Source organism: Streptomyces sp. AM6-12, assembly GCF_044327085.1.
Taxonomy (GTDB): domain Bacteria; phylum Actinomycetota; class Actinomycetes; order Streptomycetales; family Streptomycetaceae; genus Streptomyces.
The window spans coordinates 261,989-283,093 of the sequence record NZ_JBIQWN010000002.1; the positions used below are offsets into that span (position 1 = coordinate 261,989).

General features: G+C 72.9%; 24 protein-coding genes. 15 read left to right on the plus strand and 9 right to left on the minus strand.

Annotation, left to right across the window (positions count from 1 at the left end; translation table 11 throughout):
- The first annotated feature begins 78 nt into the window (after window positions 1-78).
- The gene (locus ACE4Q9_RS29540) at window positions 79-1,743 is read left to right on the plus strand and encodes an FUSC family protein (protein WP_397987563.1); all 1,665 of its coding nucleotides are present in this window, start codon (window positions 79-81) and stop codon (window positions 1,741-1,743) included.
- Window positions 1,740-2,324 carry a MarR family winged helix-turn-helix transcriptional regulator gene (locus tag ACE4Q9_RS29545; protein WP_397987564.1) on the plus strand — a complete coding sequence of 195 codons (585 nt, stop codon included), beginning with the start codon at window positions 1,740-1,742 and terminating at the stop codon, window positions 2,322-2,324. Before ACE4Q9_RS29540 ends, ACE4Q9_RS29545 begins: the two co-directional genes overlap by 4 nt.
- Before the next feature lie 196 nt (window positions 2,325-2,520).
- Here the strand turns inward: ACE4Q9_RS29545 and ACE4Q9_RS29550 are convergent, their stop codons facing one another.
- A complete protein-coding gene (locus ACE4Q9_RS29550; RefSeq protein WP_397987565.1) occupies window positions 2,521-2,913 on the minus strand; it encodes a VOC family protein in 393 nt (130 codons plus the stop codon).
- A 72-nt stretch (window positions 2,914-2,985) separates the two neighbouring features.
- On the opposite strand from ACE4Q9_RS29550, the gene ACE4Q9_RS29555 reads away from it, so the two are divergent.
- A complete protein-coding gene (locus ACE4Q9_RS29555) occupies window positions 2,986-3,525 on the plus strand; it encodes a GNAT family N-acetyltransferase (protein WP_397987566.1) in 540 nt (179 codons plus the stop codon).
- 22 nt (window positions 3,526-3,547) lie between these two features.
- Here ACE4Q9_RS29555 and ACE4Q9_RS29560 read toward each other — a convergent pair whose 3' ends face one another.
- On the minus strand, window positions 3,548-4,231 hold the full coding sequence (locus ACE4Q9_RS29560; RefSeq protein ID WP_397987567.1) for a glycerophosphodiester phosphodiesterase: 684 nt from the start codon (window positions 4,229-4,231) through the stop codon (window positions 3,548-3,550).
- A 393-nt stretch (window positions 4,232-4,624) separates the two neighbouring features.
- On the opposite strand from ACE4Q9_RS29560, the gene ACE4Q9_RS29565 reads away from it, so the two are divergent.
- The 4 genes from ACE4Q9_RS29565 (at window position 4,625) to ACE4Q9_RS29580 (ending at window position 8,589) form a co-directional block, all read left to right on the plus strand.
- On the plus strand, window positions 4,625-6,022 hold the full coding sequence (locus tag ACE4Q9_RS29565) for a DUF6421 family protein (RefSeq protein ID WP_397987568.1): 1,398 nt from the start codon (window positions 4,625-4,627) through the stop codon (window positions 6,020-6,022).
- A gap of 53 nt (window positions 6,023-6,075) precedes the next feature.
- Window positions 6,076-6,840 (plus strand): SDR family NAD(P)-dependent oxidoreductase, encoded by a 765-nt coding sequence (locus ACE4Q9_RS29570; protein WP_397987569.1) that lies wholly within the window; start codon window positions 6,076-6,078, stop codon window positions 6,838-6,840.
- Window positions 6,837-7,907, plus strand: coding sequence for a threonine aldolase family protein (locus tag ACE4Q9_RS29575; protein ID WP_397987570.1), 1,071 nt, complete (start codon window positions 6,837-6,839; stop codon window positions 7,905-7,907). Before ACE4Q9_RS29570 ends, ACE4Q9_RS29575 begins: the two co-directional genes overlap by 4 nt.
- A gap of 88 nt (window positions 7,908-7,995) precedes the next feature.
- On the plus strand, window positions 7,996-8,589 hold the full coding sequence (locus ACE4Q9_RS29580; RefSeq protein WP_397987571.1) for a transglutaminase family protein: 594 nt from the start codon (window positions 7,996-7,998) through the stop codon (window positions 8,587-8,589).
- A gap of 82 nt (window positions 8,590-8,671) precedes the next feature.
- On the opposite strand, the gene ACE4Q9_RS29585 is transcribed toward ACE4Q9_RS29580, so the two are convergent.
- A complete protein-coding gene (locus tag ACE4Q9_RS29585; protein WP_397987572.1) occupies window positions 8,672-9,400 on the minus strand; it encodes a lysophospholipid acyltransferase family protein in 729 nt (242 codons plus the stop codon).
- A 272-nt stretch (window positions 9,401-9,672) separates the two neighbouring features.
- On the opposite strand from ACE4Q9_RS29585, the gene ACE4Q9_RS29590 reads away from it, so the two are divergent.
- From ACE4Q9_RS29590 to ACE4Q9_RS29610, 5 genes are all read left to right on the plus strand, one after another.
- The gene (locus tag ACE4Q9_RS29590) at window positions 9,673-10,032 is read left to right on the plus strand and encodes a TlpA family protein disulfide reductase (protein WP_397987573.1); all 360 of its coding nucleotides are present in this window, start codon (window positions 9,673-9,675) and stop codon (window positions 10,030-10,032) included.
- Between the two features lie 209 nt (window positions 10,033-10,241).
- Window positions 10,242-10,751, plus strand: a complete 510-nt coding sequence (locus ACE4Q9_RS29595; protein WP_397987574.1) for a flavin reductase family protein — start codon at window positions 10,242-10,244, stop codon at window positions 10,749-10,751.
- Between the two features lie 229 nt (window positions 10,752-10,980).
- Window positions 10,981-11,766, plus strand: coding sequence for an electron transfer flavoprotein subunit beta/FixA family protein (locus ACE4Q9_RS29600; protein WP_397987575.1), 786 nt, complete (start codon window positions 10,981-10,983; stop codon window positions 11,764-11,766).
- Window positions 11,767-11,819: 53 nt separating this feature from the next.
- Window positions 11,820-12,782, plus strand: coding sequence for an electron transfer flavoprotein subunit alpha/FixB family protein (locus tag ACE4Q9_RS29605; RefSeq protein ID WP_397987576.1), 963 nt, complete (start codon window positions 11,820-11,822; stop codon window positions 12,780-12,782).
- A 170-nt stretch (window positions 12,783-12,952) separates the two neighbouring features.
- A complete protein-coding gene (locus ACE4Q9_RS29610) occupies window positions 12,953-14,251 on the plus strand; it encodes a DUF6986 family protein (protein WP_397987577.1) in 1,299 nt (432 codons plus the stop codon).
- A gap of 44 nt (window positions 14,252-14,295) precedes the next feature.
- Here the strand turns inward: ACE4Q9_RS29610 and ACE4Q9_RS29615 are convergent, their stop codons facing one another.
- Window positions 14,296-15,345 (minus strand): LacI family DNA-binding transcriptional regulator, encoded by a 1,050-nt coding sequence (locus ACE4Q9_RS29615; RefSeq protein ID WP_397987578.1) that lies wholly within the window; start codon window positions 15,343-15,345, stop codon window positions 14,296-14,298.
- 216 nt (window positions 15,346-15,561) lie between these two features.
- On the opposite strand from ACE4Q9_RS29615, the gene ACE4Q9_RS29620 reads away from it, so the two are divergent.
- Window positions 15,562-16,509, plus strand: a complete 948-nt coding sequence (locus tag ACE4Q9_RS29620) for an ROK family protein (RefSeq protein ID WP_397987579.1) — start codon at window positions 15,562-15,564, stop codon at window positions 16,507-16,509.
- Between the two features lie 243 nt (window positions 16,510-16,752).
- Here ACE4Q9_RS29620 and ACE4Q9_RS29625 read toward each other — a convergent pair whose 3' ends face one another.
- The 4 genes from ACE4Q9_RS29625 to ACE4Q9_RS29640 form a co-directional block, all read right to left on the minus strand.
- Window positions 16,753-17,247, minus strand: coding sequence for a hypothetical protein (locus tag ACE4Q9_RS29625; protein ID WP_397987580.1), 495 nt, complete (start codon window positions 17,245-17,247; stop codon window positions 16,753-16,755).
- 94 nt (window positions 17,248-17,341) lie between these two features.
- Window positions 17,342-17,569: a hypothetical protein gene (locus ACE4Q9_RS29630; protein ID WP_397987581.1), complete on the minus strand. Its 228-nt coding sequence runs from the start codon at window positions 17,567-17,569 to the stop codon at window positions 17,342-17,344.
- Between the two features lie 589 nt (window positions 17,570-18,158).
- Window positions 18,159-18,359 carry a hypothetical protein gene (locus ACE4Q9_RS29635; protein WP_397987582.1) on the minus strand — a complete coding sequence of 67 codons (201 nt, stop codon included), beginning with the start codon at window positions 18,357-18,359 and terminating at the stop codon, window positions 18,159-18,161.
- 108 nt (window positions 18,360-18,467) lie between these two features.
- A complete protein-coding gene (locus ACE4Q9_RS29640; protein ID WP_397987583.1) occupies window positions 18,468-18,821 on the minus strand; it encodes a hypothetical protein in 354 nt (117 codons plus the stop codon).
- Window positions 18,822-18,946: 125 nt separating this feature from the next.
- Between ACE4Q9_RS29640 and ACE4Q9_RS29645 the strand changes: the two genes are divergently transcribed.
- Window positions 18,947-19,141 carry a hypothetical protein gene (locus tag ACE4Q9_RS29645; protein WP_397987584.1) on the plus strand — a complete coding sequence of 65 codons (195 nt, stop codon included), beginning with the start codon at window positions 18,947-18,949 and terminating at the stop codon, window positions 19,139-19,141.
- Between the two features lie 162 nt (window positions 19,142-19,303).
- Window positions 19,304-20,347 carry an NUDIX domain-containing protein gene (locus ACE4Q9_RS29650; protein WP_397987585.1) on the plus strand — a complete coding sequence of 348 codons (1,044 nt, stop codon included), beginning with the start codon at window positions 19,304-19,306 and terminating at the stop codon, window positions 20,345-20,347.
- Between the two features lie 2 nt (window positions 20,348-20,349).
- On the opposite strand, the gene ACE4Q9_RS29655 is transcribed toward ACE4Q9_RS29650, so the two are convergent.
- The gene (locus ACE4Q9_RS29655) at window positions 20,350-21,096 is read right to left on the minus strand and encodes an MBL fold metallo-hydrolase (protein ID WP_397987586.1); all 747 of its coding nucleotides are present in this window, start codon (window positions 21,094-21,096) and stop codon (window positions 20,350-20,352) included.
- Window positions 21,097-21,105: the final 9 nt, after the last annotated feature.

Genomic DNA, 21,105 nt, shown 5'->3' on the forward strand with positions numbered 1-21,105 from the left:
ACACGGGGGAGCACGGGAGCGCGGGCCGGAGCACGGCCGCATATCTTTTACGGATAAAACACATGCTAAATTTGATGAATGAGCAGCGCGACCCGACCCCGTCTTCCCCTCGCCGGGATACTCCGCCTCGGCCGGCCCTCGGACATCTGGTTCAAGCCCGCCCTGAGCGCGGTCGTCGCGGTCGCCCCGCCCAACCTGATCCTGCTGGCGCTCGGCCGCCTCGACCTCGCCATGTACACGATGGCCGGCTCGCTGTGCGCCCTCTACGGCCACAACCGGCCCTACGCCGCGCGGGCGCGGCTCCTGGCCTGGGTGGTGCTCGGCATGCTGGCCGGTGTCGCCGTCGCCCTGCTCACCGCCTCGCTCACCTCCGACGCCGTCCTCCTCGTGACCGTCGGCGCCGTGCTCGCGGCGATCCAGAAGGCCGTGTGCGACGCCACCCGGATCGGGCCGCCGGCCAACGTGGTCTTCGCCTTCATCAGCTCGGCCTCCCTGTTCGCCCCGCAGACCCTCGGCCAGGTGCCGGGCCACCTCGGGCTGGTGCTCGCGGCGGGCGCCTGGTCCTGGCTGGTCGGCATGGCGCCCGGCCTCGTCCGCCCGCACGGCCCCGAGCGCCGGGCCACCGCGGGCGCCCTGGACGCCACCGCCGCCTACGCCGGCACCCGCGGCACCGGCGAGGGGCACGCCGCCGCCCGCGCCGCGAGCGCCGCCGCCATCCACGCCGCCTGGCAGTCGCTGCTCGCCGTCGGCGAGCGCACCGACCCCACCCGGCGCGCCCTGGAACGCCTCCTCGTCCGCGCCGAGGTCGCCCTCGCCGCCCCCGCCGACACCGACCCGGCACGGCTGCGCGCCTGGGCCCGGCAGCTGCGCGGCCCGCGCCGCACCCTGAGCCTCGACATCCCCGGCGAGCACGCCGACGAACTCCTCGGCCTGGACACCGAGCTGGCCCTGCCGCGCCCCTCGCTGCGCCACCGCCTCGCGCCGCTCGCCCCCCTCGCCACCCGCACCGCCCTCGGCTGCGCCCTCGCCGGGTACGCCTCCCTCGCCCTCGGCGTCGGCCGCCCCTACTGGGCCCTGGTCACCGCGGCCTCCCTCTACCAGGCCAACGTCACCCTCACCTGGCGCCGGGGCGTGCAGCGCGTCGTCGGCAACGTCCTCGGCGTCCTCGCCTTCGCCGTCCTCGCCCCGCTCGCCCACGTCAACGGGGTGGCCCTGGTGCTGTGCTGCGCCGCCCTCAACTTCGGCGCGGAGGCGCTGATGGCCCGCAACTACTGGCTCGGCAGCATCTGCGTCACCCCGATGGCCCTGCTCGTCACCGAGTTCGCGCGCGGCCAGGACGCCACCGAGCTGATGACCGACCGGGTCGTGGACACGCTCATCGGAGCCCTCGTCGGCGTCGTCGCGGCCGTCGCGGTCACCAACCGGCGCGCGGGCGACCGCCTGGGGCACGCGCTGACCGAGGCGGAACGCGTCCGCGAACACGCCGCCCGGCTGCTCGCCGAGGCGCACCCGGAGCCGCGCGCCCTGGACGGCGCCCGCCGCGGGCTCGCCGCGGCGCTGGTGGAGCTGCGCGCCACCGCCGACGCCGCGGCCGGCGAGTGGTGGCAGCGTGCCCTGCCCGAGGACCGGGTGGTGCTCGCCGAACAGTCCGGACACCGTACGCTCGCGGCGACAGTACGCCGCCAGGGGCTCGCCCCGCGCCGGCGCGACGCGGGTACGACGACGGAGGACATACGGCCATGACGGCGAGGAACGGCACACCGGCAGCCGGGGACGCGAGCGGCACGGCGGCGCGGCGCGAGGCGTCCACGGCCGACACGGTCGCCGCGGTCGTACGGCAGTGGCGGGCCGTCCATCCCGAGCTGGACACCGGGCCGATGGAGGTCATCGGGCGGATCAACAGGTGCGCGGCGCTGCTCCAGCAGGCCGAGGACGCGCCGCTGCGCCGGGCCGGGCTCAACCGCGCCGAGTTCGACCTGCTCGGCGCGCTGCGGCGCACCGGGCACGAGCTGACGCCGGGGGAGCTGGCGCGGGAGACGTTCTCCTCCGGGGCCGCGGTCACGAAGCGGATCAAGCAGCTGACCGAGCGGGGGCTCGTCGAACGGCGCGGCGACACCCGTGACCGGCGGGTGGCCCATGTCCGCCTCACCGACGCGGGGCGGGACCTGGTCGACGGGGTGCTGCCCGATCAGCTCGCCTACGAGACCGCGGTCCTCTCGGTGCTGGCCCCGGCCGGCCGCGAGGACCTGGCCGGTCTGCTGGCGGAGCTGCTGGGCCGGCTGGAGGGCCGGATGGGGGCGTTGCGGGCCGGGGCCGCGGGGTAGGGGAGCCGTAGGGAGAGCGCCGCGGGGGTGCGGGTCGTGGGCCGGGTGCGGGCGCGTCGTGGCTGGTCGCGCGGTTCCCCGCGCCCCTCGGTCGCCGTCGGCTGTGAGGGGCTGAATCCGGCGTCCGCTGTGCGCGGCCCCTGAGGGAACCGCGGTCGCCGTCGGCTGGGAGGCCTACCCCGGTGGCCGGGCCCCGCTAGATCCCGGCCCGGTGTCGCAGTGGATGGTCCGCCGGGACCTCCACCAGGACGATGCGTGTGCCGTCCGGGTCCGCGAGCCACATCTCGATCAGGCCCCACGGCTCCTTCACCGGCGGCCGGGTGATCTCGACGCCCCTCGCGCGGAGCTCCTCGTTCGCCGCCGTCACGTCCTCGACCTGCAACCACAGCACGACGGACGGCGACGGGGGAGCCGTACCCCGGCCCGAGAGCTCCAGGAAGCCGCCGCCGAGGAAGTACACCGTCCCCCGCTCCGGCCCCGTGCCGAACTCGCGGTAGACGGGCAGGCCCAGCCGCTCGCCGTAGAAGGCGCGGCTGCGCTCGGGGTCGGTGGGTCGCAGAAGTGTCCGGCTGCTCAGCACATGCACCATGCCCGCGCAGCCTAGTGGCACAGTTACCCTCGACCCAGCCCCAGCCACACCCGAGATCGGAGAACCGCCCCCATGCACAGCGCCGCCCCCGGCCTCACCTTCAGAGACGCCACCGACGCCGACGTCGACGCGCTGGTCGTGCTGATCGAGTCGGCGTACCGCGGCGACGCCAGCCGGGCCGGGTGGACCACGGAGGCGGACATCCTGGAGGGGCAGCGCACCGACCCCGAGGGCGTCCTCGAAGTGATCAAGTCGCCGGACAGCCGGCTGCTCACCGTCGAGCGCGACGGCCGCATCGTCGCCTGCTGCCAGCTCGAACACCGCGGTGAGCACGCCTACTTCGGCATGTTCGCGGTCAGCCCCACGCTCCAGGGGGCGGGCCTCGGCAAGACCGTCATCGCGGAGGCCGAGCGCCAGGCCCGCGCGGCGTGGGGCGTCACCGAGATGCACATGACGGTCATCTCCGTACGGGAGGACCTGATCGCCTGGTACGAACGCCGCGGCTACCGCCGTACGGGAAAGATGTCCCCGTTCCCGTACGGCGACGAGCGCTTCGGCATCCCGCAGCGCACCGACCTGGAGTTCGAGCTGCTGGTCAAGAAGCTCGGCTGAGCGCGGCCGGGGAGCGCGCCGCCTACGCCGTGAACCGGCCGGTGCGCTTGATCTCCGGGAAGTCCGTGGTCGCCCCGTCGAGCCCGAGCGCGCGGACCAGCCGCAGATGGTCCTGCGTGTTGACGGTCCAGCCGATGATCCGCAACCCGGCCGCCCGCGCGTGCTCGACCGTCTCCAGGGTGAGCCGGCGGATGTCCAGACACAGGGTCGGCGCACCCACGGCGAGCGCGCGCTCGACCACTTCGGGGCCGTAGCGCCCGGCGATCAGCGCGGTGCGCACGCCGGGCACCAGCCGCGCGATCTCGGCGACCGCCTCGTCGTGGAACGAGGACACCTCCACCCGCCCCACCAGGTCGCGCTCCAGCATCACCCGCGCCAGCTCGCGCGCCGCCGCCACGTCCTTGATCTCGGCCTGGAGCGGCGTGTCCACCGCGTCCAGCACCTCCTCGAACACCGGCACCCGCTCCCCGCGCCCCGCGTCCAGCGCGCGCAGCTCGGAGAGGGTCTTCTCGGCGATCGGCCCGGAGCCGTCGGTCGTGCGGTCCACCTCGGCGTCGTGCATGACGACGAGGGCGCCGTCCTTGCTGAGGTGCAGATCGAGTTCGATCAGGTCGAGGCCGGCCCGCTGCGCGGCGACGAAGGAACGAAGGGTGTTCTCGGGCTCCACGCCCATGACCCCGCGGTGACCGATGGTAAGGAAGTTCAAGGTTCGACTCGCTTCCGTCGACGGCGGCTCGGCACGCGCGGCGACGGGCGGACGCCGTCGTCCGTGCGGGCAGATGGCAGCCTAACGGCCCCGACCCGTGATGAACCCGCATGCGCGCGGACGATCTGGGCGCGCCCCGGACGGTGACTGGCTGCTACCCCCGCGCGGCTTCACCCGCGCGTGGGCGAGTCCCCGCGGGCTTGACAGGCCGGATATCACCCCTCCCTCGCCTCCGGCTTGACGGTTGAAAGTGAGCGCGGTCACGGTTTACGGCAGGAAAAATGTCGGTGACCATGTCTCTGGACAGCAAAATCTCCTGCGCCGCCTCTTGATGACGCAAACGGGGTATGCATACGGTGTCCATACGCGAGGTTCTGCCGTGGAGGATGGGAAATGACGGAAATTCTTGTGCAGTCGGGTGCGGAGGAGCAGGTTTCTTCGCAGGCCAGGGTGGTTGAGCACCCCGCCTGGCCCATGCTCAAGGATGCCGTGGAGCAGATCCGGCCATGGCAGTCGGCGGACGGCTCGATCGACTTCGACGCCGAGGGCGCGCCTGCCAAGACCGACGCGGAGGCTGCCGTGCGCCGTGTCGCCGAGGCCGTCGAGCAGCTCTCGCCGCTCCTGCCGCATGACGCCGCCTACCACGAGGCCTTGGTCGAGGACCTGCGCCGCTGGGCCGAGGGCGGCTTCGGAGTGCCGGACTTCCTCGACTCCCTGCTGGCCTTCCACCCCGCGGCGCGGCGCGTGGACGGACTCCAGCACCTGGTCGTCTTCCCGATGTACACGCAGAACGGCAACCTCGACCGCAACCTGGAGGCGGTCGTGCTGCGCATGGTCTGGCCCGAGTGGCTGGCCGAGCTGGAGCGCACCCGGTACGACAACCCGCTGTTCTGCGGCATCACCTTCGAGGACTTCACCTCGGGCTACGACACCAACTCGGCCGTCCTCTTCCCGGAGACCATCGCCGTCCGCGAGGCGCCGGAACGTTTCTCCTGGGGTGGCATCTTCTGCGACCGCGAGGCCGCGCGCTTCCGCCGCGTCACCGACGCAGCCGTCGGCATCCTGGGCCTGGAGCTGCCCGAGGACATCGCCGCGATGGTCCACGACCAGAAGCGCTGCGAAGAGGCGTTCGTGCTCTGGGACATGATCCACGACCGCACCCACAGCCACGGCGACCTGCCGTTCGACCCGTTCATGATCAAGCAGCGCCAGCCGTTCTGGATGTACGGCCTGGAGGAGCTGCGCTGCGACCTCACCGCCTTCAAGGAGGCCGTGAAGCTGGCGGCCGACGGCGTCCCGCAGGCCCGTGACGTGCAGTACGCGGTGCTGTTCGACCGCATGTTCCGCTTCCCCGTCACCGGCGACCGGGTGCGCAACTACGACGGTCTCGGCGGCCAGCTGCTCTTCGCCTACCTGCACAAGCACGACGTGGTGCGCTGGACCGACAACAAGCTCTCCATCGACTGGGAGCGCGCCCCGCAGGTCACCAACCAGCTGTGCGCCGACATAGAGAAGCTGTACCGGGACGGCATCGACCGCCCCAAGCTCGTGCACTGGTTCGCCGGCTACCAGCTGGTGTCCGAGTACCTCGCCCCGCACCCCGGCTCCAAGTGGGCCAAGGGTCCCGACGCCCTGGACCTGACCCTGCCGCCGCGCAAGCTGGTCGACGACGTGCTTCCGGACGAGTTTCCGCTGAGCATGTTCTTCGAGGCCCTGTCCAAGAAGCTGAAGAACGTGATCGCCTCCACCAAGGGCATCACGGCGGACAGCACCGAGCGGCTCGCCGCGTGACGGACGACGCGGCGACCACACACATCACTGCCACTGCCGAAGAGGGGAAGAACATGGGGAACGGGTCGAACGGGGCGCTCAGCGGCGCGGTGATCGCGGTGGCCGGCGCGGGCGGACCCGCCGGCCGGGCGACGCTGCTGCGCCTGGCCGAGGCCGGCGCGACCGTCGTCGGAGCGGACAACGACCCCCAGCGGCTGTCGGAGGCCGTGGACGCGGCCCGCTACGCCTCCGGCGGGGCCACGGTCACGGGCGACACCGTGGACCTGCTCGACCTCCAGTCCACCCGTGAGTGGGCCGAGCACGTCGAGAAGGACTTCGGGCGCGTCGACGGCCTGGTGCACCTGGTCGGCGGCTGGCGCGGCAGCGAGACCTTCACCAAGACCAGCCTCGATGACTGGGACTTCCTGGAGCTGCTGCTGGTGCGCACCGTGCAGCACACCTCGCTCGCCTTCCACGAGGCCCTCCAGCGCAGCGACCGCGGCCGCTACGTGCTGATCAGCGCGTCCGGCGCGTCCAAGCCCACCGCGGGCAACGCCGCCTACTCCGCGGCCAAGGCCGCCGCCGAGGCGTGGACGCTGGCCATGGCGGACTACTTCCGCAAGGCGGGCAAGGCGGAGGGCGCCGAGGGTCCGACGTCGGCGGCTACGATTTTGGTGGTCAAGGCGCTGGTGCACGACGCGATGCGCGCCGAACGCCCCAACGCGAAGTTCGCGGGCTTCACGGACGTCAAGGACCTGGCCGAGGCCATCGAGGGCGTCTGGAGCAAGTCCGCCGCCGAGTTGAACGGAAACCGTCTGTGGCTGACCGAGAAGCCGTGAACCCTCCCAAGACCGACGCGCGTCGCCATCACGACCCGGAGGTCCGCGGTTTCGCCAGTGACAACTACGCCGGGGCGCACCCGGAGGTGCTGGCCGCCCTGGCCCTGGCCAACGGCGGCCACCAGGTGGCCTACGGCGAGGACCAGTACACCGAGAACCTCCAGCGGATCATCCGCAGCCACTTCGGCGCCACCGCGGAGGCATTCCCGGTCTTCAACGGCACCGGCGCGAACGTGGTCGCACTCCAGGCGGTCACCGACCGCTGGGGCGCGGTGATCTGCGCCGAGAGCGCGCACATCAACGTGGACGAGGGCGGGGCGCCCGAGCGGATGGGCGGGCTCAAGCTGCTCACCGTGCCGACGCCGGACGGCAAGCTCACCCCCGAGCTGATCGACCGGCAGGCCTGGGGCTTCGAGGACGAGCACCGGGCGATGCCCCAGGTCGTCTCGATCACCCAGTCCACGGAGCTGGGCACGCTCTACACGCCCGACGAGATCCGCGCGATCTGCGAGCACGCCCACGCGCACGGCATGACGGTGCACCTGGACGGCTCCCGGATATCCAACGCGGCCGCCTCCCTGGACGTGCCGATGCGCACGTTCACCAGCGCGGTCGGCGTCGACATCCTCTCGCTCGGCGGCACGAAGAACGGCGCGGTGTTCGGCGAGGCGGTCGTGGTCCTCAACCAGGACGCCGTGCGCAAGATGAAGCACCTGCGCAAGCTGTCCATGCAGCTCGCCTCCAAGATGCGCTTCGTCTCGGTGCAGTTGGAGGCCTTGCTGGCCAAGGACCTGTGGCTGCGCAACGCCCGGCACGCCAACGAGATGGCCCAGCGGCTCGCCGAGGGCGTGCGCGCGGTGCACGGCGTGGAGATCCTCTACCCGGTGCAGGCCAACGGCGTCTTCGCGCAGCTCCCGCACGACGTGAGCGAGCGGCTCCAGAAGCGCTTCCGCTTCTACTTCTGGGACGAGGCCGCGGGCACAGTGCGCTGGATGTGCTCCTTCGACACCACGGAGGAGGACGTCGACGCCTTCGTGGCGGCGGTCAAGGAGGAGATGGCGCGCTGAACCAGGCGTCCCGAAGAATGCATAGGTATGCGGTCACCCGAAAAGTTTCATTGACGGTCGGGTGATCGCGTTCCTATGCTCTGCGGGCATGCAGCCGATCCAGGAAACCGCGGACCTCTCCGCCTACTTGGCCGCCGATGAGGTCATCGACCATCACCACCCGATGGTCCGGGAGACGGCCGCCCGGCTGGCCGCCGACGCGGCCGACTCGTATGCCTATGCGCGCCTCGCCTATGAGTTCGTGCGCGACACCATCCCGCACTCCGCCGACGCCGGCGACCCGCGCGTCACCTGGCGCGCCTCCGACGTGCTCGCGCGACGCACCGGCATCTGCCACGCCAAGGCACACGCGCTGACGGCCCTGCTGCGCGCCGAGGACATCCCGACGGCCCTGTGCTACCAGCGCCTGCGCGACGACGACGGCGCCGGGCACGTGCTGCACGGCCTGGTCGCCGTCCGCTTCCGCGGCGCCTGGCACCGCCAGGACCCGCGGGGAAACAGACCCGGCGTCGCCGCGCGGTTCTCGCTGACCGGCGAACGGCTCGCCTGGACCCCGGACCCCGCCGCGGGCGAGCTGGATCACCCGCTGCTGTACGCCGCCGCGCACCCGGCCGTCCTCGCCGCCCTGCGCACCGCCCCCGACCGTGAGGCCCTGGGCCGGGCACTGCCGTCCGTCCCGTGACACCCGCGTGAAGTGGCGGGCCTCCGCTGCGAGTTGCCGTACCGTGTGCCGCCGCCGCACATCGGCGGCACCGGCGCGTGCCTCAGTGGGCGTCGGCCGTCCGCAGCGCGTCCGCCGTCGGTGCCGTACCACCCAGGTGGGCCGGGAGCCACCAGGAGTCCTCGGGGCCCTTCGGGCGGCCCGGATAGGCGCGCTGGGCGGCGTCCAGCAGCTCCTGCACGCGCTCGCGCAGCCGGCGGGTGATCACCCCGGCGTACTGGTCGCGCGCCGCCTCCATGGCCTCGCCCACGCGGATGGTGACGGGCAGGTGGCTGCGCTTGAAGTCGCGCGGATGCCCCTTGGTCCACAGCCGCTGCGTGCCCCACACCGCCATCGGGACCAGCGGCACCCCGGCCTCCTGAGCGAGCCTGGCCGCACCCGACTTGAAGCCCTTGAGGGTGAACGACTGCGAGATGGTGGCCTCCGGGAAGACGCCGATGACCTCACCGGAACGCAGCGAGTCCAGCGCGTGCGCGTAGGCGGCCTCGCCCTGCCCGCGGTCCACCGGGATGTGCTTCATGCCGCGCATCAGCGGACCCGAGATCCGGTGCCGGAAGACGGACTCCTTCGCCATGAACCGCACCAGACGCTTCTGCGGCAGCGCGGCCAGGCCGTTGAAGATGAAGTCCAGATAGCTGATGTGATTGCTCACCAGCACGGCGCCGCCGGAGCGCGGGATGTTCGAGGAGCCCTGGCAGTCGATCTTCAGGTCCCAGACTTTGAACAGCGTCTTGGCGAATCCGATGACGGGACGGTAGACCAGCTCTGCCATGGGTGGGATGAACCCTTTCTGCTCTGCTCGGGAAAGGGGCTCCCGGCGGACAAGTTACGCGGCCGTAGGTTTACGGCGTCTCGCAGATCGTGCCCCAAGAACGTACGGGTGGCCAGTTCTGGTGCCCGGCCGCGGCGAGATCCTCGTCACGTCCGCACGGGATTCACCCGGACGCCGGGAATCTTGACGGCGCGCCGATTGTTTGACTCCGCACGCCCGCAGAAGCGGGCGCCCCTGGAGTGCCGCACCGGCGGCGGAGCGGGAGGGCACGGGTGAACGGGCGCGACGACGCCGGAACGGGCGGGCGCGAAGCCGGACGGAACGCGGCCGGGCTGGACGAGACCGAACTCGGTGGCCCGCTCGGCGAACGTGCCACCCTCGTCCAGTTCTCCAGCGCCTTCTGCGCGCCCTGCCGCGCCACCCGGCGCGTCCTGGGCGAGGTCGCCGCGATGGTGCCCGGCGTCGCCCATGTCGAGATCGACGCCGAGGCCCGCCTCGACCTCGTACGCGCCCTCGGGGTCCTGAAGACCCCCACCGTCCTGGTCCTGGACGCGCACGGCAGGGAAGTCCGGCGCGCCGCCGGGCAGCCCCGCAAGGCCGATGTCATCGCGGCGCTGGGGGAGGCGGTGTGAGGGGGTACTCAGCACCAGGTGAGAGAGATCCCAGTTCCCGGACCGCACTTGACTGTGCGCGCCACCTATCGTCAGCCTGACCGTATGCCGACCGAACTCCTTCTCCACGGGCGGGCCCACGTCGACCTCGCGCGCACCGCGAGCGCCTGCTGTCCGGGCCGCTGAGCAGCCACGGACCCGCTCGCCCTCCCGAACAGAAGGACAACTCCATGACGGCCCTGCCCCAACTCGGCACCCCCCAGCTCGCCTCTCCCGATCTGCTGCGCTCCACCTTCCGCCGGCACGCCGCCGGTGTCGCGGTGATCACCGCGCGCGGTGCCGCCGGACCGGTCGGCTTCACCGCCACCTCCCTCACCTCGGTCTCCGCCGAACCCCCGATGATCTCCTTCGGCATCGGCACCGGTGCCTCCAGCTGGCCTGCGATAGCCGAGGCCGGCCATATCGGCGTCCACGTACTCGGCGAGCACCAGGGCGAACTGGCCGCCACCTTCGCGCGCAGCGGCGCCGACCGGTTCGGCGCGCCCACCGTCTGGCACGACGGCCCCGAGGGCGTGCCCGTGCTCGACGACGTGCTCGCGTGGCTGGTCTGCCGGGTCGTCGCCCGCGTCCCGGCGGGCGACCACCGGATCGTGCTCGGCGAGGTCGTCCTCGGCGATCCCACGGGCGGCGGCCGTCCCCTCCTCTACCACCAGGGCCGCTTCACCGCGCTGCGCGACTGAGTGCGGCGCGGATCACGTCCCGTTCCCCTGCACGGCCGTCGAGTTCCGATTACGCTGCGTTGCGAAGGTCACAGTTCAAAGCGCTTGCTTAGCGGGGACGAACTGAGTGTACTGACGAGTAATATTCCGGACGGAGCGCGCTGACGCCCCGACCGGGATCGGCCGCTTCAGGCGCCTATGCTGCCTGCAAGAGGCAGCCAGGAAATCACGATGCAGTAGGAGAGCCGGCGTGAGCTTGAGGATCGTTGTCACTGTGAAGTACGTGCCCGACGCCACTGGCGACCGGCACTTCGCCGATGACCTGACCGTCGACCGCGACGACGTGGACGGTCTGCTCTCCGAGCTGGACGAGTACGCGGTCGAGCAGGCGCTCCAGATCGCCGAGGACGCGGACGACGCCGAGGTCACCGTGCTGACGGTCGGCCCCGAGGACGCCAAGGACGCGCTCCGCAAGGCGCTGTCGATGGGTGCCGACAAGGCCATCCACGTCGAGGACGACGATCTGCACGGCACCGACGCCATCGGCACTTCCCTGGTGCTGGCCAAGGCCATCGAGAAGGCCGGCTTCGACCTGGTCGTCTCCGGCATGGCCTCCACCGACGGCACCATGGGCGTCGTCCCGGCGCTGGTCGCCGAGCGCCTCGGTGTCCCGCAGGTCACCCTGCTCTCCGAGGTCTCGGTCGAGGACGGCACCGTCAAGGGCCGCCGCGACGGCGACGCCGCCTCGGAGCAGCTCGAGGCGCAGCTGCCGGCCCTGATCTCCGTGACCGACCAGTCCGGCGAGGCCCGCTACCCGTCCTTCAAGGGCATCATGGCGGCCAAGAAGAAGCCGGTGGAGTCCTGGGACCTGTCGGACCTCGACATCGAGGCGGAAGAGGTCGGCCTGGAGGGCGCGTTCACCAAGGTCGAGACCGCGGCCGCGCGTCCGGCCCGCACGGCCGGCACCATCGTCAAGGACGAGGGCGAGGGCGGCAAGCAGCTCGCTGAGTTCCTCGCGGGCCAGAAGTTCATCTAAGGGTTCGCGCCCGCCGACCGCCCCTCAACTTCGTTACGCAGGAGAGCAATCCCATGGCTGAAGTCCTCGTCTACGTCGACCACGTGGACGGTGCCGTCCGCAAGCCGACCCTCGAGCTGCTGACCCTGGCCCGCCGCCTCGGCGAGCCCGTCGCCGTCGCGCTGGGCAACGGCGCCGCCGACACCGCCGCCACCCTCGCCGAGCACGGCGCGGTGAAGATCCTCACCCACGACGCGTCCGAGTACGCCGACTACCTGGTCGTGCCGAAGGTGGACGCCCTCCAGGCCGCCTACGAGGCCGTCTCCCCGGCCGCCGTGCTGGTCCCGTCCTCCGCAGAGGGCAAGGAGATCGCCGCCCGCCTGGCGCTGCGCATCGGTTCCGGCATCATCACCGACGCCGTCGACCTGGAGGCCGGCGACGAGGGTCCGGTGGCCACCCAGTCGGTGTTCGCCGCGTCCTTCACCACCAAGTCCCGTGTCGTCAAGGGCACCCCGGTCATCACGGTCAAGCCGAACTCGGCCGCCGTGGAGGCCGCCCCGGCCGCGGGCGCGGTCGAGGCCCTCACCCTGACCTTCTCCGACAAGGCCACCGGCACCAAGGTCACCGCCCGCACCCCGCGCGAGTCCACGGGCCGCCCGGAGCTGACCGAGGCCGCGATCGTGGTCTCCGGCGGCCGCGGTGTCAACGGCGCCGAGAACTTCGCGATCATCGAGGCCCTCGCCGACCAGCTCGGCGCGGCCGTCGGCGCCTCGCGTGCCGCCGTGGACGCCGGCTGGTACCCGCACACCAACCAGGTCGGCCAGACCGGCAAGTCGGTCTCGCCGCAGCTGTACATCGCCAACGGCATCTCCGGCGCGATCCAGCACCGCGCCGGCATGCAGACCTCGAAGACCATCGTGGCCGTCAACAAGGACGCCGAGGCCCCGATCTTCGAGCTGGTCGACTACGGCGTCGTCGGCGACCTGTTCGACGTGGTGCCGCAGCTCACCGAGGAGATCAAGGCCCGCAAGGGCTGATCGCCGGTCGGCTGTCCGAGGCCCCCGTGACCCGCGCGGTCATGGGGGCCTCGGTGCATCCTGAAGGCGGCGCGGGGGTGTTGACCAGCCGGAAGGACGCCGGATAACTTCATTCTACGGATTGTTGATTCCGCACAGCGGAATTTCGGTGGATTCTTGGAGGGTGTGGGATGGGTCAGCAGGAGAAGGTGGCGACCAGCCTCGCGGGCGCCGTCGGCGAGGAGATCAGCGCCTCGCTCGCACCGGTCGACGCGGAACTGGCCCGCCGCTACCCCGGAGACCCCGGCACCCGGCAGCCCGTCCACACCGTCTACGTCCCCGGTGACGCCTTCACCGCCGGCACCGTCCGCTCCTGGGGCGACCAGGCCCTGGCCGTCCTGGACGAACACGCCCCGGACGCCGCCTCCTTCGCAGCCGTCCTCGGCCTCGCCGACGAGCTGGCCGAACCGGTGTACTCCCGCGTCCGCGCCAAGCTGGAGCGCGAGCCGATCGAAGACCTGCGGGTCGACTTCGAGGACGGCTACGGCCCCCGCCCCGACGCCGAGGAGGACGCCACCGCGGCCCGCGCGGCCCGGCTGATCGCCGAGGCGTACGAGAAGGGCACCGCGGCGCCGTACATGGGCATCCGCGTGAAGTGCATGGAGGCTCCGGTGCGCGCGCGGGGCATCCGCACCCTCGACGTCTTCCTCACCAGTCTGATGGCGGCGGGCGGGCTGCCCGAGGGGCTGGTGCTGACCCTGCCGAAGGTCACCTACCCCGAGCAGGTGACCGCCTTCGTACGGCTCCTGGAAGCGTTCGAGAAGGCGCACGGCCTGGACGCGGGACGGCTCGGCTTCGAGATACAGATCGAGACCAGCCAGGCCATCCTGGCGACCGACGGCACCGCGACCGTCGCCCGTATGATCCAGGCCGCCGAGGACCGTGCCACGGGGCTGCACTACGGCACCTTCGACTACAGCGCCTGCCTCGGTGTCTCCGCCGCCTACCAGGCGAGCGACCACCCGGCCGCCGACCACGCCAAGGCGGTCATGCAGGTCGCCGCCGCGGGCACCGGCGTCCGCGTCTCGGACGGCTCCACCAACGTCCTCCCGGTCGGCCCCTCCGAACAGGTCCACGCCGCCTGGCGGCTGCACTACGGCCTCACCCGGCGCGCCCTCGCCCGCGCCTACTACCAGGGCTGGGACATGCACCCGGCGCACATCCCGACCCGCTACGCGGCCGTCTTCGCCTTCTACCGCGAGGGTTTCGAGCAGGCCGCGGCCCGTCTCGCCCGCTACGCCAACCGCGCCTGCGGCGACGTCATGGACGAGCCCGCCACCGCCAAGGCCCTCAGCGGCTATCTGCTGCGCGGCCTGGACTGCGGCGCCCTCGACCCCGCCGAGGTGACCGAGCGCACGGGACTCGGCCGCACGGAGCTGGAGGGGTACGCGGGCCCCCGGCGCGGCGATCTGACCGCGTCCGCGCAGTAGCCTCTCCGACGGCAGGCCGCCCCGCCCCGGCAACCCCGGGCGGCTCAGCCGGCCGGGGGCAGCTCGCCCGAGCCGCGGGGGATCAGGCGGGTGGGCAGTTCGATCCGTTCCGGTGCGACGAGCCCGCCGTCCAGTTGCCGGAACAGCCGCTCCGCCGCCGTACGGCCGAGGGCCGCCGCGTCCTGGGCGACCACCGTGACGCCCGGCCGCAGCAGATCGGCCAGCTCGAAGTCGTCGAACCCGACGAGGGCCACCTGCCGGGACTGCTCGGCGAGGACCCGGACCACGGTGACCGTCACCCGGTTGTTGCCCGCGAAGACCGCGGTGACGGGCTCGGGTCCGCACAGCATCTCCTGGGCCGCCTTGCGCACCCGCTCCGGGCTCGTCACCCCGAGCGCCATCCAGCGGTCGTCGACCGGTATCCCCGCGTCCTCCATCGCCGTCCGGTAGCCGCGCAGCCGCTCCGCCGCGGTGTGGATGCGGGGCATGTCCCCGATGAAGCCGATCCTGCGGTGGCCGTGCGCGATCAGATGGGCCACTCCGTCCCGGGCCCCGCCGAAGTTGTCGGACAGCACCACGTCGGCGTCGATCCGCCCCGCCGGACGGTCCACGAACACGGTCGCCACGCCCGCCCGGATCTCCGGCTCCAGATAGCGGTGGTCGTCCCCGGCCGGGATCACCACCAGGCCGTCCACCCGCCGCGCGCACAGCGCAAGCGCCAACTCCCGCTCCCGCTCCGGGTCCTCGGCACTGGAGCCGTTGATCAGCAGGGCTCCGTGCGCGCGGGCGACCTCCTCCACCGCGCGGCTCAGCGGGCCGTAGAAGGGGTCGGCGAGATCCTCCAGGACGAGGCCGATGCTCGCCGTACGGCCCTTGCGCAGCACCCGCGCGCTGTCGTTGCGGCGGAAGCCCAGCGCGTCGATCGCCTCCTGCACCCGGCGCTCGGTGTCCGGGGTCACCCCCGGCTCGCCGTTGACCACGCGGGAGACCGTCTTCAGCCCCACCCCGGCCCGCGCCGCCACGTCCTTCATCGTCGGCCGGTTGCCGTACCGGTTCCCGGAATGGCGTTCCGCGCGGCGGGTGGTTTTGGGCACGATGCGCTGTCCTGTCCTGTCGTCCGTGGCCCCACGGGGTGTGCTGCGGGCGGCCCATGGGCTTGTATGAGGATGTGGCGTCGAGCATAGAGCCTGGACAACGTTGTCAGGTGCGCGAGAGACTGACGAGCGCTTTGCGCGGGACCGCGCCCCCAGCACCCGGCCGGCCCGCCCTGGCCCATGGATTTCATCGTTCGACGGGGAGACCAGACTCTGATGCGCACCGACCTCGTGGCAGCCCTGGACATCGGCGGCACCAAGATCGCCGGCGGTCTGGTGGACGGCCGCGGACTGATCCTGGAGCGGGCCCAGCGCGCCACGCCCGCCCGGCAGGACGGCGAGACGGTCATGCGCGCCGTCGAGGAGGTGCTCGGCGAACTCGCCGCCTCGTCCCGGTGGGGGCAGGTCCGCTCGGTCGGCATCGGCAGCGCGGGCCCGGTGGACGCGTCCGCGGGCACCGTGAGCCCGGTGAACGTGCCGGGCTGGCGGGACTTCCCGCTGGTCGAGCGGGTGCGGGCGGCGACCGGGGGACTGCCCGTCGAGCTGATCGGCGACGGCGTGGCGATCACCGCCGCCGAGCACTGGATGGGCGCCGCCCGCGGCCACGACAACGCGCTGTGCATGGTGGTCTCCACGGGCGTCGGCGGCGGCCTGGTCCTGAACGGCCGGCTGCATCCCGGCCCGACCGGCAACGCCGGGCACATCGGGCACATCAGCGTCGACCTCGACGGCGACCCCTGCCCGTGCGGCGCGCGCGGCTGCGTGGAGCGGATCGCCAGCGGCCCGAACCTCGCCCGCCGCGCCCTGGAAGGGGGGTGGCGGCCGGGCCCGGACGGCGACGCCTCGGCCGCCGCGGTGGCCGCCGCGGCACGGACGGGCGATCCGGTCGCCGTGGCCTCCTTCCGGCGGGCCGCACGGGCGCTCGCCGCCGGGATCGCGGCCACCGCGACCCTGGTCGAGATCGACATCGCGGTGATCGGCGGCGGGGTCGGCAAGGCGGGCGACGTCCTCTTCGCCCCCCTGCGCGAGGCGCTCGCGGACTACGCCACGCTGTCGTTCGTACGGCGGCTGACGGTGGTGCCCGCGCAGATGGGCACGGACGCGGGGCTGGTGGGGGCCGCGGCGGCAGCGCTGATCAGGGGGCCGGGGCTGGTGCGGCTCTAGCGGGCTGCTGCTGCGGCTCCAGCCGGGTGCCGGGACGGGGTGACCGTGCCGGTCGCGTCGGGAGGGTCGCGTCGGGGTGGCCGCCGGTGTGCCGCCACAGGAGTTCGAAGTGGTCGCCGGTGGGCCGTCACAGGCGTGGGGAAGGGCGCTACGGCCCGTACGCCCGGCGCCGTTCGGACGCATGCCCTCCGGGAGCCGCCCCGCCGTCGCCGGGGTGGCCACCGCTGGAATGGGGACGCTCTCTCAGGCTCGGCGGTAGCTGTCGACCGGGCCGCCCCAGCCGCCGGAGGGGCCGTCGAAGTCGATCGCGAGCGCGGAGCTGTCGGGCTTCATCTTCAGGTGCCCCGGTCCGCGGCCGCCGTCCTTGCCGCCCTGGCACTTGTAGGTGATGGTCGCGGACTCCTGGCCGTCCTCCTTCGCCGGCATGAGGGTGCCCGTGCACGAGAGCTTCGCGCCCTTGGCCGTGGCCTTGCCGTCCTTGATGACGAGCGTGTCCAGCGAACCGTCGGTGGGGGCGGTGATGCCCTTCCAGGTGCCGGCCGCCCGCTCGATGAGCGTGTCGTGAGACGGGGCCGTCCCGGCCGGCTCCTTCGTCGCGCCGGCGGTGACACTCGCCGTGCCGTCCGCAGCCTTCCCGCTCGTGCTCTCGCTACCGCACCCGGCGGTCATCGCGATCACGGCCAGTGTCGCGGCCGCTGTCCATCGCGCCTTGCGCACAACAACATCCGTTCTTTCCATGCTCCTTCGCGAAGCCATAAACCTAACAGGTGTCTGGGAGTCGGCTGTTCGTACTCTGCGCCGCTTTCGGCCGGTCCGGGGCGCCGAACCGGTGTCAGCCGGCGAGCAGCGCCGCCACCGTCGAGTGCGGGTCCCACTCGGGGTCGAGGCCGGTCAGCCGTTCGGCGACCCGGCGCCGGGCCGCCGGGTCCGTACCGAGCCCGGAGCGCACGCGGTCCGCGAGTACGGCACGGGCCTCGGCGGCCTCGGGCGGGGTGTCCGTGCGGCGGGCGGCGCTGCCCAGGTAGGCGAGCAGCCGCGGGGCCGGGGTCGCGAGGCGCACCAGGTCCGCGCGGTCCAGGGGGCCCGCCGTGAACAGCCCGTCGATCTGGGTGGACGGCGCGCAGTGGAACAGGCCGCACAGACCGTGCCGGGCCCGCTCCCGAGTGAGCCGCGCGCCGCCGGGCAGGCCGTCGGGGCCCGGCTCGGGCAGCAGGGCCGCGTGCCGCAGCCGTACGTCCTCGGGAACACCGTCCAGGCGCCGCGGGCGTCGCCGACCGCGACCAGCCGGGCGAGGACGCGGGTGTCGAGCCGGGGATGCCGGGCCAGGGCCGCTCGGGTACGGCTGTCGCCGTGGGTGACGACGGCGGTGACGAGGGCGGCACCCGGCAGCGGCCCGCCGGCGAGCAGCTCCTTGGACACCTGCTCGGGCAGGCGGCGAACGCGGCGGCGACATGGTGCGGCTCCGCGTGTCCGAGCAGCAGGCCGAGCGTGCGGTGGACGCTGCGGGGGGTGGGAGGACGGAGCGTGCCGTCGGAGGGCGGCACGCTCCGGCGGCGCGGCCAGCAACTCGGGCAGGGCGCCGCGGTGCCCTGCCAGCGCGTCGTGCAGCGCCCGCCACCGGCCCGCGTCCGCACCGAGGTGACGTACCGTCAATCCATAGATGAAGGAGGCGGTTTCGTCGTCCACTCCGCCGTGGCGGCCACCTTCGCCGCCACCGACCGCGCGGGCCGCGCCCGCTCCACGATCCGCAGCGCCGAACCCTCTCTCGGGGCCGCGCCCTTCGCCCCCCGGTCGGCGGCGACCATCTCGCGCAGCACCCGGCCGACCGCCCCCACCTGCGTGTTCGTCATGGCCGCCATGTTGGGCACGCCGCTGATGTCGGACCTCAGGGGGTGCGCGTCCGGAACGGCCGGCAGCGCGCGGCCGGAAACCGCACCCGTGCCGCGCGGCGGGGTGGCTCACCGGAAGGTGTGCACGACCTCGATCGGTCCCACGACATGGGCGTTGAACTCGTCCAACTCCTCGGCAGGCACCCACAGTTCCAGGATCGTCTCGCCGCCCGCCTGCCGGACCGGGTAGCGGCGGACGAAGTCGGTGTCGACCTCGAAGCGGGTCACGAAACCGGCGCCGTCGAGCCGTACGTTCCAGTCCCGCGCGGTCCGGATCGCGTAGTCCTCGTTGAGCACCGGGTAGAAGATGGGCTGCTCCGGCAGTCGGGGCGGCCAGGCCCGCCACCGTGACGCCCGTACCAGATCCAGCTCCTTGGGGCCGGTGGGGCGCCAGAGGGTGGTGGTGGGGCGGGTGCGGGGCATGATGTCGGTCCTCCGGGGGTCGTCGCCCCGGACGTTACCGGTGCTATCGGCGCCCCGGCGACGGAATTTCGCTGTTCCGGCGGTACCCGCGTGACCCCGGACCCCCTGGCGGAGTTGATCCCCGCATGAAGAAGCGCAGCATTCTCGCCCTCGCCTCCCTGGCCACCGGTTTCGTCGTGGCCGCCATCACCCCGTCCCACGCCGCGGACAAGGGGCCCCTGGACGGCCTCAACGTCTCCGGCACCCTGCACTCGGCCGGCGACCTGGTCAGCCACGACAGCCTGGCCCCCGCCGACGCCCCGACCGACGGTCAGGACTAGGACCCGGCGGAGGGCCAGGAGCAGGCCCCCCGCCCCCGCGTGCCGGTGTCCCGCCGCGAGGGGCACCGGCACCGCGCTTTACCGCACCCTCACCGCGGCGGGGTTTCCGTGGCAGGGTGGAGCGGGCAAGCCTCAGGGGGCCAACAGAAGAGGGGGAAGTCCGTGACCGTCGTCTGGATCAACGGCGCGTTCGGTGCGGGAAAGACCACGACCGCACGGGAGCTGATCGAACTGATCCCGCACAGCACGATCTTCGACCCCGAGATCATCGGCGGGTCGCTCACGCACCTGCTGCCGCCCAAGCACCTCGCCGAGGCCGGCGACTTCCAGGACCTGCCGATCTGGCGCAGACTCGTGGTCGACACCGCGGCCGCCATGCTCGCCGAGCTGGGCGGCACCCTCGTCGTGCCGATGACCCTGCTGCGCCAGGAGTACCGCGACGAGATCTTCGGCGGCCTCGCCGCCCGCCGGATTCCCGTACGACACGTGGTCCTCGCCCCGGCCGAAACGATCCTGCGCGCGCGAATAGCCGGGCGCGAGGTGCCGCCCGACCTGCCCGACGGGGAGATACGGGTGCGGCAGTGGTCGTACGACCACATCGAGCCCTACCACGCCGCCCTCGCCTCATGGCTCGCCGCCGACGCCCATCTGATCGACACCAGCGCGCTGACCCCGTACGAGACCGCCGTGCGGATCGCGGAGTCGGTCGGCAGCGGCGACTTCGCCCCCTGCGACATCGTGCAGACCCCCGAACCCACCGCCGAGACCCTCGCCGCCGGGGTGCTCCTCTTCGACGAGCAGGACCGGGTGCTGCTCGTGGACCCCACCTACAAGCCCGGCTGGGAGTTCCCCGGCGGTGTGGTGGAACGGGGTGAGGCGCCGGCCCGCGCGGGGATGCGGGAGGTCGCCGAGGAGACCGGGATACGGCTGAGCGAGGTGCCCCGGCTGCTGGTGGTGGACTGGGAGCGGCCCGTGCCGCCCGGCTACGGCGGGCTCCGGCTGCTCTTCGACGGCGGCCGGCTCCCCTCCGGCGAGGCCGCCCGAGTGGTGCTTCCGGGGCCGGAGTTGCGCGGCTGGCGGTTCGCCACCGAGCAGGAGGCCGCCGGGATGCTGCCCCCGGTCCGCTACGAGCGCCTGCGCTGGGCCCTGCGCGCCCGCGAGCGCGGCACCGCGCTGTATCTGGAGGCCGGCGTGCCGCTCGGCTGACGTCACCCTGCGGCCGCCCTGCGCAGTTCGGCGGCGGCGCCGCGCAGCACCGGGTCGCCATGGCCGAAGCACGCCACCTCGGCGCCGAGGTCCGCCAACTGCCGTACGGATGCGAGGAGCCGGGCCCTGTCGAGGTTGAACACGCCCGGAATCAGCGTGGGTTCGGCGGGCGCCGCTGTCACCGGGTCGCCGGGGGACAGCACGCCCTCGGGGGGCAGCGACGCCACGGTGTCCCCGGTGAACAGCACGGCTTCGGCGGGCAGGAAGACCGCGATGCTGCCGTCCGTGTGACCGGGCACGTGCACCACGTGCGCGCCGCCGCCGAAGTCGAGCACCTCGCCGTCGGTCACGTCCGTGACGGACGGCGGCGGCAGCGGGGTGCCCGCGGGCAGCCGCCGGGCGACGTCCGCCCGGATCGGCAGCTCCCACTCGGCGAGCCGTGGCGCCGGACCCGGGGCCTCACCCCGGACGAACGGCGCGTCGAGCCGATGGGCGAGCACCTCCGCACCGCTCAGCACGGCGAACTCGCCCGCTCCACCCGCGTGGTCCTCGTGGAAGTGGGTCAGTACGACGCGCCGTACATCCTCGGGCGCGCGCCCCAGCGCCCTGATCGCCCCGGCGATCACCGGGCCCGACCCGATCGTCCCCGCGTCGATCAGCGTCAACTCCTCGCCGTCCCGCCAGAGATACGCCTGACCGACCGGGAAGCGCAGCAGGTGCAGCCGGGGGAGAAGCTCGATCACGTCCATGCCCCGACC

Bases quoted from the DNA above. Each gene is read 5' to 3' on its own strand.
- ACE4Q9_RS29555 (WP_397987566.1), top strand. From the start codon at position 2,986: ATGCACAGCGCCGCCCCCGGCCTCACCTTCAGAGACGCCACCGACGCC.
- ACE4Q9_RS29585 (WP_397987572.1), bottom strand. From the start codon at position 9,400: ATGGCAGAGCTGGTCTACCGTCCCGTCATCGGATTCGCCAAGACGCTG.
- ACE4Q9_RS29655 (WP_397987586.1), bottom strand. From the start codon at position 21,096: ATGGACGTGATCGAGCTTCTCCCCCGGCTGCACCTGCTGCGCTTCCCG.
- ACE4Q9_RS29570 (WP_397987569.1), top strand. From the start codon at position 6,076: ATGGGGAACGGGTCGAACGGGGCGCTCAGCGGCGCGGTGATCGCGGTG.
- ACE4Q9_RS29645 (WP_397987584.1), top strand. From the start codon at position 18,947: ATGAAGAAGCGCAGCATTCTCGCCCTCGCCTCCCTGGCCACCGGTTTC.
- ACE4Q9_RS29605 (WP_397987576.1), top strand. From the start codon at position 11,820: ATGGCTGAAGTCCTCGTCTACGTCGACCACGTGGACGGTGCCGTCCGC.
- ACE4Q9_RS29595 (WP_397987574.1), top strand. From the start codon at position 10,242: ATGACGGCCCTGCCCCAACTCGGCACCCCCCAGCTCGCCTCTCCCGAT.
- ACE4Q9_RS29640 (WP_397987583.1), bottom strand. From the start codon at position 18,821: ATGCCCCGCACCCGCCCCACCACCACCCTCTGGCGCCCCACCGGCCCC.
- ACE4Q9_RS29565 (WP_397987568.1), top strand. From the start codon at position 4,625: ATGACGGAAATTCTTGTGCAGTCGGGTGCGGAGGAGCAGGTTTCTTCG.
- ACE4Q9_RS29635 (WP_397987582.1), bottom strand. From the start codon at position 18,359: ATGACGAACACGCAGGTGGGGGCGGTCGGCCGGGTGCTGCGCGAGATG.
- ACE4Q9_RS29620 (WP_397987579.1), top strand. From the start codon at position 15,562: ATGCGCACCGACCTCGTGGCAGCCCTGGACATCGGCGGCACCAAGATC.
- ACE4Q9_RS29625 (WP_397987580.1), bottom strand. From the start codon at position 17,247: ATGGAAAGAACGGATGTTGTTGTGCGCAAGGCGCGATGGACAGCGGCC.
- ACE4Q9_RS29580 (WP_397987571.1), top strand. From the start codon at position 7,996: ATGCAGCCGATCCAGGAAACCGCGGACCTCTCCGCCTACTTGGCCGCC.
- ACE4Q9_RS29540 (WP_397987563.1), top strand. From the start codon at position 79: ATGAGCAGCGCGACCCGACCCCGTCTTCCCCTCGCCGGGATACTCCGC.
- ACE4Q9_RS29545 (WP_397987564.1), top strand. From the start codon at position 1,740: ATGACGGCGAGGAACGGCACACCGGCAGCCGGGGACGCGAGCGGCACG.
- ACE4Q9_RS29610 (WP_397987577.1), top strand. From the start codon at position 12,953: ATGGGTCAGCAGGAGAAGGTGGCGACCAGCCTCGCGGGCGCCGTCGGC.
- ACE4Q9_RS29550 (WP_397987565.1), bottom strand. From the start codon at position 2,913: ATGGTGCATGTGCTGAGCAGCCGGACACTTCTGCGACCCACCGACCCC.